This is a genomic window from Streptomyces sp. ERV7 (genome assembly GCF_001653515.1).
Lineage (GTDB): Bacteria > Actinomycetota > Actinomycetes > Streptomycetales > Streptomycetaceae > Streptomyces.
In genome coordinates, this window is the sequence record NZ_LYOY01000031.1 from 1 (window position 1) to 9,805 (window position 9,805).

The 9,805-nt window shown below is 72.4% G+C and carries 10 protein-coding genes; 5 read left to right on the top strand and 5 right to left on the bottom strand.

Annotated features, from left to right (window positions below):
• Positions 1-615, bottom strand: a 615-nt coding sequence (locus A8W25_RS14285; protein ID WP_199831752.1) for a right-handed parallel beta-helix repeat-containing protein, incomplete at its 3' end; no start/stop codon positions are given.
• Positions 584-1,753, bottom strand: a complete 1,170-nt coding sequence (locus A8W25_RS14290; RefSeq protein ID WP_234386449.1) for a right-handed parallel beta-helix repeat-containing protein — start codon at positions 1,751-1,753, stop codon at positions 584-586. The genes A8W25_RS14285 and A8W25_RS14290, both read right to left, overlap by 32 nt.
• Positions 1,754-1,915: 162 nt before the next feature.
• Here A8W25_RS14290 and A8W25_RS14295 point away from each other — a divergent pair, with 162 nt between their 5' ends.
• On the top strand, positions 1,916-3,010 hold the full coding sequence (locus A8W25_RS14295; RefSeq protein ID WP_234386450.1) for a Dyp-type peroxidase: 1,095 nt from the start codon (positions 1,916-1,918) through the stop codon (positions 3,008-3,010).
• Positions 3,011-3,042: 32 nt separating this feature from the next.
• On the opposite strand, the gene A8W25_RS14300 is transcribed toward A8W25_RS14295, so the two are convergent.
• The 3 genes from A8W25_RS14300 to A8W25_RS14310 form a co-directional block, all read right to left on the bottom strand.
• Positions 3,043-3,696: an isochorismatase family protein gene (locus tag A8W25_RS14300; protein WP_067161301.1), complete on the bottom strand. Its 654-nt coding sequence runs from the start codon at positions 3,694-3,696 to the stop codon at positions 3,043-3,045.
• 267 nt (positions 3,697-3,963) lie between these two features.
• Positions 3,964-4,950 (bottom strand): GlxA family transcriptional regulator, encoded by a 987-nt coding sequence (locus tag A8W25_RS14305; protein ID WP_067161302.1) that lies wholly within the window; start codon positions 4,948-4,950, stop codon positions 3,964-3,966.
• Between the two features lie 79 nt (positions 4,951-5,029).
• Positions 5,030-6,028, bottom strand: coding sequence for a helix-turn-helix transcriptional regulator (locus tag A8W25_RS14310; RefSeq protein ID WP_067161304.1), 999 nt, complete (start codon positions 6,026-6,028; stop codon positions 5,030-5,032).
• Positions 6,029-6,211: 183 nt separating this feature from the next.
• Between A8W25_RS14310 and A8W25_RS14315 the strand changes: the two genes are divergently transcribed.
• The 4 genes from A8W25_RS14315 (at position 6,212) to A8W25_RS14325 (ending at position 9,751) form a co-directional block, all read left to right on the top strand.
• Positions 6,212-6,589, top strand: a complete 378-nt coding sequence (locus tag A8W25_RS14315) for a hypothetical protein (protein WP_067161306.1) — start codon at positions 6,212-6,214, stop codon at positions 6,587-6,589.
• A gap of 174 nt (positions 6,590-6,763) precedes the next feature.
• Positions 6,764-6,925: a hypothetical protein gene (locus A8W25_RS33960; protein WP_158942520.1), complete on the top strand. Its 162-nt coding sequence runs from the start codon at positions 6,764-6,766 to the stop codon at positions 6,923-6,925.
• Positions 6,926-7,192: 267 nt separating this feature from the next.
• Positions 7,193-8,389 carry an FG-GAP-like repeat-containing protein gene (locus tag A8W25_RS14320; RefSeq protein WP_067161308.1) on the top strand — a complete coding sequence of 399 codons (1,197 nt, stop codon included), beginning with the start codon at positions 7,193-7,195 and terminating at the stop codon, positions 8,387-8,389.
• Positions 8,390-8,500: 111 nt separating this feature from the next.
• The gene (locus tag A8W25_RS14325) at positions 8,501-9,751 is read left to right on the top strand and encodes an FG-GAP-like repeat-containing protein (RefSeq protein ID WP_067161310.1); all 1,251 of its coding nucleotides are present in this window, start codon (positions 8,501-8,503) and stop codon (positions 9,749-9,751) included.
• The last annotated feature ends 54 nt before the right edge of the window (positions 9,752-9,805 follow it).

A 9,805-nucleotide genomic window follows, 5' to 3' on the forward strand; every position in this document is an offset into this window, starting at 1 on the left:
CCACCGCCCCGCAGGCCGCCCGCAGCGCGCCGTCTCGGTGAGCCCCGCCGGGGACACCCGCTCGGGCGTGTCGCCGTCGAAGCAGTTGCCCGCGACGGCGGAGGTGGCGAGCACCAGGTCGGCCCCGTTGCCGGTGACCCGGTTGTCGCGGACCGCGTTACGGGCCGCCGGGTATCCGGCGACATCGGTCAGCAGCACCCCGGCCCGGCGGTTGCCGCTGATCAGATTGCGCTCGACGGTGTTGTCCGTCCCGCCGCCCAGTCCGATCCCGATGCCGTAACCGCCGTCCGCCTGCTCGGGGCTGCGGTCGTCGTTGTTGTCGGTGAAGGCGTTGCCGGTGAACACCGCGCGGTGCTGGGGGGCCAGGGCCTCCAGGTCGTTGGAGTTCACCGTCGCCCCGACGCGGTTGTGGCGGGCCGTGTTGCCGAGGACGTACAACTCCTCGGAGGCGTTGGTGACTTCGATGCCCACCGCGTTGTGCTCGACGGTGTTGCGCCGGACGGTGGTGAGGCACGGCCTGCACTGGCCCACGTAGATCCCGGAGTCGGCCTGGCCGGAGGCGTACGAGTCCTCGATGATCCCCTCACGGGCGTCGAACCCGCCACCGCCCCGCAGGCCGCCCGCAGCGCGCCGTCTCGGTGAGCCCCGCCGGGGACACCCGCTCGGGCGTGTCGCCGTCGAAGCAGTTGCCCGCGACGGCGGAGGTGGCGAGCACCAGGTCGGCCCCGTTGCCGGTGACCCGGTTGTCGCGGACCGCGTTACGGGCCGCCGGGTATCCGGCGACATCGGTCAGCAGCACCCCGGCCCGGCGGTTGCCGCTGATCAGATTGCGCTCGACGGTGTTGTCCGTCCCGCCGCCCAGTCCGATCCCGATGCCGTAACCGCCGTCCGCCTGCTCGGGGCTGCGGTCGTCGTTGTTGTCGGTGAAGGCGTTGCCGGTGAACACCGCGCGGTGCTGGGGGGCCAGGGCCTCCAGGTCGTTGGAGTTCACCGTCGCCCCGACGCGGTTGTGGCGGGCCGTGTTGCCGAGGACGTACAACTCCTCGGAGGCGTTGGTGACTTCGATGCCCACCGCGTTGTGCTCGACGGTGTTGCGCCGGACGGTGGTGAGGCACGGCCTGCACTGGCCCACGTAGATCCCGGAGTCGGCCTGGCCGGAGGCGTACGAGTCCTCGATGATCCCCTCACGGGCGTCGAAGGCGTAGATGCCGTACAGCGCGTTGTTGTGAGCGGTGACATAGGACGCGCGGAAGCCCTTGAGCGGGGGGTACGCCTTGGTGTCGAGCCGTTCGTAGCCCGCTCCCCCGGCGCCGCCGGTGTGCCGGGCCGCGTCGGTCACTCCGGTGAACAGCACACCGTTGGCGAGGTGGTTACGGACCGTCAGGTTCTCCACGGCCGACCCCGCGCCGGTCACGGTGACGCCGTTGGCACGGCGGAACTCGCCGTCGATGACCGTGCCGTTGCGGTCCGCGCCGCGCAGGACGACGCGGGACGCGGCGAGCGTGACGCTCTCCCGGTAGACACCGGGCGCGACCAGCACCAGATCGCCGGGGTGCGCGTGGTCCACCGCACGCTGGATGGACCCGAAGTCACGCGGCACACGCAGGGTGGCGGCCGGGCCGCGCCCGGGCGGCGCCGAGTCGTCCACCGGGCCGGAACACGCCGGAACGAGTAGCAGCAGCACGGCGGACAGGCCGGCGGCGGCCAGGCCGAACCGACGCCGCCGCAAAGGACGAGAAGCGAGAGCGAGCACGGGCCCAGGTGTATCGTGCCAAGCGCCGCGAATGCGAACTACACCCCTTATATGACTACTTGCCCTGTCAAGGGCAGGAAAGGGGATGGAAATGAACTGCGTGCCTCTCCATGCCGCTCCCGCGCGAACCGCGTGGGAGACCGGTCGTCACCGGGCTCCGAGGTGAGGCCACCGACCGGCGGGGACGGGCCCGCCCGGCGCGGGCTGCTCGGCGGGCTGGCCGCCCTGGGCACGGCCGCCGCCGTGGCCGGCTGCCAGGGGTCCCGCGCCCCGGCTCCCACCGCGCCCTCCCGGCCCGGCCGCCAGCCGGGCGTGACGGACCCGCAGCCTCCCCGTGCGCTGCTGCTGTCCTACGACGTGGGCCCCGGCACCCAGGGGCCTGCGGGCCGGGAGTCCGTGCGCCGGATGCTGGCCGCCTGGACGCCCGTACTCACGGCCCGCGACGGCTCGACCGTCACGGTCGGCCTCGGCCCTTCCCTGTTCCACCGCCTCGGCTCACGTGCACCGGAGGCGCTGCGCGACCTCCCCGCCTTCGCCGGGGACCGGCTGCGCCCCGAAGCCGGGGGCGGCCAGGTGTTCCTGCAGATCTGCGCCGCCACCCCGACCGCCTGCGCCGACCTCGCACGGCGGCTGGAACAGGCCGCGCCGGGCGTGCTGCGCCCGCGCTGGCGCCAGGCGGGCTTCCTCCCCGCCGCACCGCCCGGGGAGACCCCCCGCAACCTGTTCGGCTTCAAGGACGGCACCGCCAATCCGGGCGCGAAGCAGGCCGAACGGTGGGTGTGGCTCGGACCCGGGCCCCACCACGACGCCACCTACCTGGTGGTCCGCCGTATCCGCCTGGCGACGGCGGAGTTCGGCACGCTGCCGGTGGAACGCCAGGAACGGGTCATGGGCCGCCGCAAGGCACACGGCGGCCCCCTCCAGGGCGGCCGCGAACACGCCGAGCCCGACCTCTTCGCCAAGACGCCGCAGGGCGGTTACCTGCTTCCCGCCGACGCCCACGTCCGCCTCGCCCACCCCCGCTTCGACGGCGGCGCCCGGATACTGCGCCGCGGCTACTCCTACGACAACGCCCCCGACGACCAGGGCCTGCTCTTCCTGGCCTATATGAACGACCCGAGCCTCTTCACCCGCGTCCAGCGCCGCCTCGCGGGCCACGACGCGCTGAGCCCCTTCGTCGAGCACTACGGCTCCGCGGTGTTCTTCGTCCCACCGGCGGCGAGCCCGGAGCAGCCGCTCGGCAGCACGGTGCTCTGAGTCGCGGATGCCGCGGGCTCGCGGACGTGCGGTCAGGCGGGGAGCTCCTCCACCGTGGGGACCACCGTGCCGAACAGATCCGTGATCGTGGTCAGGGCCGCGGACTGGAGCGTGGAGGCGGGCAGGAGCGTGCCGTCGGGAGTGGTGAGGGTGCGTGTCGCGGTGGTCTCGGCGACGACCGTGGGGCGGTAGCCGAGGTAGAAGGCGCCCTGGGCGGTGTAGTTGACGCACATGTGCGTCATGAAACCGGCCAGGATCAGGTCCTTGCCGCTGCCCGGCGCGACGCCCAGATCGGTCAGGGTCTTCTCCAGTTCCGTGGCGTGGAAGGCGTTGGGGACCTGCTTGACCACGACCGGCTCGCCGTCCGCCGGAGCGACCTCGTCGATGACGGCGCCGATGTGGGCGCGGATGTCGTACGGGGTGTTCTCCCCGCCGTCGTTGACGATGTGGACGACCGGGGTGCCCGCGGCACGGGCGCGCGCCAGCAGCCGGGCACCGGCGGCGACGGCTTCGTCCGCGCCGTCGAGGGCCATGACACCGGTCCGGTAGGTGTTCTGGAAGTCGATCATGATGAGGACGGACTCGCTCAGCCGGGGCGCCCGGTCGTCCAGGCCCATCACCTTGCGCAGGGTCGAGGAGGGCTGGGCCGTGGAGAGCTGGGCGGTCTCGGGCTTGTTCGTGTTCATCGGGTGCCTTTCGAGGGTTGATTGGGCATGGCGAAGCAAGAGCCTGTTTCCGAACCCCCGTCGTCCGCCCGGAGGGCGGGCGCAGCGGCGTTCGGTGCGTGCGCTCGGCGCGCGGTGGCGCAGGTCATGTGGCGGAGCCACCTGTCCTGCGTCGCCGTGCGGCGAGGGTGCGTGCCGGGCGTCGGGGCGCAGGCGGGGGTTCGGAAACAGGCTCTAAGCCGTGGCGCACTCGCGCGCCAGGTCTGTGGGGTTGGCGGGAAGAAGGGGTCAGGTCGTGCGGAAGCGGCGGCGGTACGCCGCAGGCGTGGTGGCCAGCTGCCGCTTGAACGACCGGTGCAGGGTCTCGGCCGAGCCGAGCCCGGCCGCGGCCGCGACCTGGTCTAGGGGGCAGTCGGTGGTCTCAAGGAGGCGCCGGGCCACCTCCACCCGCGCCGCCTCGACGTAGGTGGCCGGGCTGGCGCCCGTCTCCTGTTTGAAGACGCGCGCGAAATGCCGCTCGCTCAGACACATCCGCGCGGCCAGGGCCGGCGCGGACAGGTCCTCGTCGAGGTGCTCGGCGATCCACAGCCGCAGCTCGTCGATGTCACGGCGAGAGGCGGCGGGCCGGCTGAGCGGGACGGAGAACTGGCTCTGCCCGCCCTGCCGCTTGAGGTACATGACCAGCTGTCTGGCCACCGCGAGCGCCACGTCCTCGCCCAGGTCCTCGGCCACCAGGGCCAGTGCGAGGTCCAGACAGGCGCTGATCCCGGCCCCGGTCCACAGCCGCCCGCGATCGGTGCGTACGAAGATCGGGTCCGGGTCGACGGTGACCGCCGGGTGGTCGGCGGCGAGCTGGGCGGCGGTCGACCAGTGCGTGGTCGCCGTCTTCCCGTCCAGCAGCCCGGCCGCCGCCAGCAGATGCGCGCCCACGCACACCGAGGCCACCCGCCGGGCGTACGGGGCGGTCTCCTTCACCCACGCGACGACCTCGGTGTCGATACGGGCGGTGGGTCCGGCGTCGGTCATGTCGACCGCGCCGGGCACCAGCAGGGTGTCCACCTCTGCGCCGACCTCGGCGAAGCCCAGATCGGCCTGCAGCCGTACGCCCGCCGAGGTCCGCACCTCGCCCGCGACCGGCCCGGCCAGCACGACCCGGTAGCCGGCCCGGCCCGCGGTCTCCCGGTTGGCCAGGGCGAACACCTCGGCCGGGCCGGTGACGTCGAGGAGGTCGACATCGGGGAAGACCGCGATGACGACGCGGTGGGTAAGGGGCATGCACCCATCCTCACCGCCGCCCCCGATGACCGCAATGACGCTTCCCTGTCACATCCGGACACGCCGCGTCAAAGGCGCGTCAGCCCGGAGTCGACGGCAGCCAGCCGTGCTGTACCGAGCGCACGCCCGCCTCGAAGCGGCTGCGGGCGCCGAGGCGTTCCATCAGATCGGTCGCGATGCGGCGGGCGGTGCGCTGCGAGACGCCGAGGCGCTTGGCGATGGCCTCGTCGGTGTGGCCCTGGGCCAGCAGCGCGATGGTGGTGGCCTCCTGGGGGCTCAGCCCGTTCGCGTCCCTGGTCGCGGCCTCTCCGAGGGGCTGGGCGCCCGCCCAGAGGCTCTCGAACAGCGCGCACAGCGCCATGAGTGTGCCCTGGCCGGTGAGGAGGACCGCACCGGCGCCGGTGTCGTCGCCGCTGACCGGGATCACCGCCGTGGAGCGGTCGGTGATGATCATCCGGGTGGGCAGATCGGGCACGGTACGCACCTGGCCGCCCAGACCGGCGAGCCAGCCGGCGTACTCGACGGTGGGCTGGTCGTTGCGCACGCTGCTGAGGTAGAGCGTGCGCATCCGCACACCCCGGCGCAGCAACTGCTCGTCCAGCGGCCGCGACGCCTGCATCTGGGCCGCCGGCTGGGCGCCGCCGGGAGCGAAGGACATGACCTCGCCCGTGACGTCGCGGGTGAGGCGGGTGAGGCGGTCGCGGATCTGGTCGATGCCGACGAGCTGCTCGACGCCCGGGCTGGACGCCGCCGGGCGCAGATCCGCGTACTCCGCGATCAGCTGGGCGGCGACGGCACGGGACGCCTCCAACCGCTGCTGCTGTGCGGCCAGTTCCGCCTGCTGACGGGCCATGAGGATTTCCATGCCGATGTCGGGCGAGACCGCCCGCAGGCTTCCCTCCCGCTCGGCCGACGGCCGTACGAGGGCGAGCTCGCTCAGTACGTCCAGGGCGTCGCGTATCTCGTCCTCCGGCCGGTCCAGCCGTGCCACGAGCTCGGTGACCCCGCCCCGCGGATCGGCGAGCATGGCGCGGTAGACCGATTCCGCCGCCGCGTCGAGCCCCAATGCGGTCAGCATCGAGCAACCCCCTCAAAGCCGGTGAAACAACCCCCCCGGGTCAGAAGGGATCATGCCACGTTCAGGTATATACCTCCGGTGCGGCACGGCGACAGTCAATGCGCCGGCCGGAAGCGGCCACGGCCGGAAATGGCCACCTTGCTTCGCTGGCGGGTCAGTTGATCATTTGGAAGAGTCTGATCCATGTATCTCGTCCATGCCAGTCTTCGCGGGCCCCTCGACGCCCGCCTCCCTGAAGGAACGCGCTCCCTGGTGCGCGCCCAGGCCCGGGACGAGGACGGCATCGAGCATGTCGCCGTCCACCCCGACGCACAGCCCCACCCCGTGATCGGCCTCTATGTACGGGCGGACGGCCTGGCCGCCGCCGAGGCGCGGGCGGCCGAGGTGTGCCGACGGGCCCTGCGCCGCCCGGAGTTCGGCGGCTGGTGGCTGCTGGGCGCCCGGGTCCCGATGGTCGCCCCGTTCTACGAGTCGCTGCTGTCCGCTTCCGGCCCTGCGACAGCGGCGGCGGACGGAACCGTCCATGGCCCGTTGGGGCCACCCGAAAGCCCTTCCACCTAGTCCGACCAGCGACGAAAGTAGTTCTCGCCAGCAGGGAACACCCCGGCAGGCCGGAACCGGACAGCGTCACCGCGGGATGCGAGCCGGTTCCAGATCGCCGACACACCGTCAGCACACCGGAGTGCCCGTCCGTACGGCCCTCCGGGCGCCTGACCGTTGAAAGGGACTTTCGTCATGCTTCGTACCTCCGTCGCCCAGGCCGCCGCGGTCGCCGCCCTTCTCGTCTCCGTCCTCGGCGTGGCCGCCGCCTCCGCCGGATCGGCGTCCTCCGCCCCGGTGCACGCCGATCCGGCCGCCACCACCGTCGCCACCCAGCAGACGATGGGCTGGTCGTAACACCCGGGCCCGGAGCTCCCGTTACGGCCCGCGGCCTCTTCTTCCGCGGCCTGTGAGCCCCGCGCCGACGGCTGCTCCCGCAGGGCAGCCGTAGCAGCCCGCCGCTCCGGCTTGTGCCCGGCCGGCATGGCCGCACCTGCGGCAGTGGCAGCCCGCCTCCCGCCGACTTCCCTGCGACCCGTCCGCGCCGCGTGCCTCTGTCACGCCCTGCGCGCCGCCGGACTCCCCGCCTTCTCCCCTTCCCCTTCGCCGATGTGAGGCTCCGTCATGCCCAGAAACCCCCGCACGTCCTCCCGTACCGCCAGGACCGCCGCCACCGCCGCGATCGCCCTCGCCGGGGCGACCCTCTCGCTGGCCTCCACCGGGTCCGCCCACGCCGCCTCGGTCGCCACCTGGGACAAGGTCGCCCACTGCGAGTCCACCGACAACTGGCAGATCAACACGGGAAACAGATACTACGGCGGCCTGCAGATCCTTCTGTCGACCTGGAACGCGTTCGGCGGCCGCGAGTACGCCTCGTACCCCCACCAGGCCACCAAGCAGCAGCAGATCATCGTGGCCGAGAGGATCCTCGCCGGGCAGGGCGCGGGCGCCTGGGGCAGCTGCGGGGCCGAGGCCGGGCTCGCCGACGACCACGCCACGCCCTACCCCACCACCCCGCCCGCACCGGTCGGCATGGTCCACCTCACGGCCGCCGACCTCACCGGTGACGGGAAGAAGGACCTGGTGGGCGTCGAGTCCGCCACCGGCACCCTGTACCTCTACCCGGGCAACGGCGACGGAACGCTGGGCGACCGGGTCCGCATCGGCTCCGGCTGGGGCGGGATGAGCAAGCTCGCCGCCGCCGACTTCACCGGCGACGGCAGGGCCGACCTGGCCGCCGTCGAGAACACCACCGGCAATCTGTACGTCTACCCCGGCAGCGGCACGGCGGGCGGTATGAACACCCTCGGCGCGCGTGTCCGGATCGGCTCCGGCTGGGGCGCGATGCGCGACCTCACCGCGCTCGACGTCAACAAGGACGGCAGGCCCGACCTGCTGGCCATCGACTCGGGCGGTGCGCTGTGGGCCTACCCGGGCAGCGGCGGCGCGGCCGGGATGAGCACCCTCGGCGACCGCGCGCAGATCGGCTCCGGCTGGAACGCCATGACCGAACTGGCCGCCCCCGGCGACCTGAACTCCGACGGCACCGCAGACCTGGTCGCCGTCGACCCGTCGGGCTCGCTGTGGAAGTACCCCGCCACCGGCTCACTGAACGGCATGAACACCCTCGGCGACCGCGACCGGATCGGGAGCGGCTGGGACTCGATGCGCCAGCTCGTCGGCGCGGACTTCAACGGCGACGGCAAGGGCGACCTCGACGCGGTCCAGGCGCCGACCGGCTCCACCGGCACCTTCTACTTCTACCCCGGCAACGGCGACGGCGGCTTCGCCGACCGCACCCGGATCGGCAACGGCTGGTAGCCGCAGCCCCGTTCGCCGCTCCCCCTCCCCTTCCCCTGCGCCCTCGCTCTCGCTCTCGCTCTCGCTCTCGCTCTCGCTCTCGCAGACCTTTCACCTACAGGAGATACCGCCATGTCCAAGTTCATCCACCTCAAGAAGTCCGCTCTCGCCGCCCTGGTGGCCACGGCCGCCGTCACCGGTCTGAGTGCCGCGCCCGCGCAGGCCGACGCCGGATCCTCCATGGCCTCGCTCGCCCGGGGCGAGGTCGGCAACGGCCCCTGCGCCCACGGTGGTTACTGGACCCACATCAACAGCCAGGGCAGCAGCTGCAACAGCTCGGGCGTCTCCCACGCGTGGTGTGCGGACTTCGTCGGCTGGGTGTGGTCCCACTACGACGTGGCGCGCCTCGGCACGCTCACCGACGGCGCGGCCAGCTTCTACAAGTACGGCAAGGTCAACGGCACCCTGCACAGCACCCCGAAGGTGGGCGACGCGGTCGTCTACGACTACAACGGCGTGGACTGGGCCGCCCACGTCGCCCTGGTGACCGGCTTCGACGGCACCAACGTGACGATGGTGGGCGGCAACGAGGGACACCGGACCCACCCCGACGGCATCGTGCAGACCGAGTCCACGTCCCGCTGGCAGGTGGGCCAGGCTCCCTGGGGCCAGACCATCAGCGGCTACATCTCACCGGTCCTCAACAGTGACTCCTCCGTGACCCCGGCCGACGCGGGCATGACCCACCTGGCCGGCGGCGACCTGGACGGCAACCGCACCCAGGACGTCCTGTCGACCGAGACCAGCACCGGCGACCTGTACTTCTACCCGGGCTCCGGCGCCGTCAACGGAAGCGGCACCCTCGGCAGCCGCGTCAAGATAGGCAGCGGCTGGAACAGCATGACCAATGTGACGGTCGGCGACTACACCGGCGACGGCAAGGCCGACGTCCTGGCCACCGAGAGCGCGGCCGGCGACCTCTACCTCTACCCGGGTTCCGGCTCGGTCAAGGGGATGAGCACCCTCGGCGACCGGGTCAAGATCGGCAGTGGCTGGTCCGGGATGCACGACGTGGCCCGTATCGACGTCAACAAGGACGGCAAGGCGGACGCCGTCGCCGTCGAGACGGGTACTGGCAACCTCTACGCCTACCCGGGCACCGGCTCGCTCAACGGCATGAACACCCTCGGCGAGCGCGTCCAGATCGGCTCCGGCTGGAACGCGATGAGCCAGATCGTCACTCCGGGCGACCTCAACTCCGACGGCACCGACGACCTCGTCGCCCGGGACGAGAGCGGCAACCTCTACGCCTACCCCGGCACCGGCTCGCTCAACGGCATGAACACCCTGGGCGACCGCGTCCAGATCGGCACCGGCTGGTAGGGATCCCGCTCGGGTGGGGCCGGGCCCCGGCAGTCTCCGGCCCCACCCGCACAC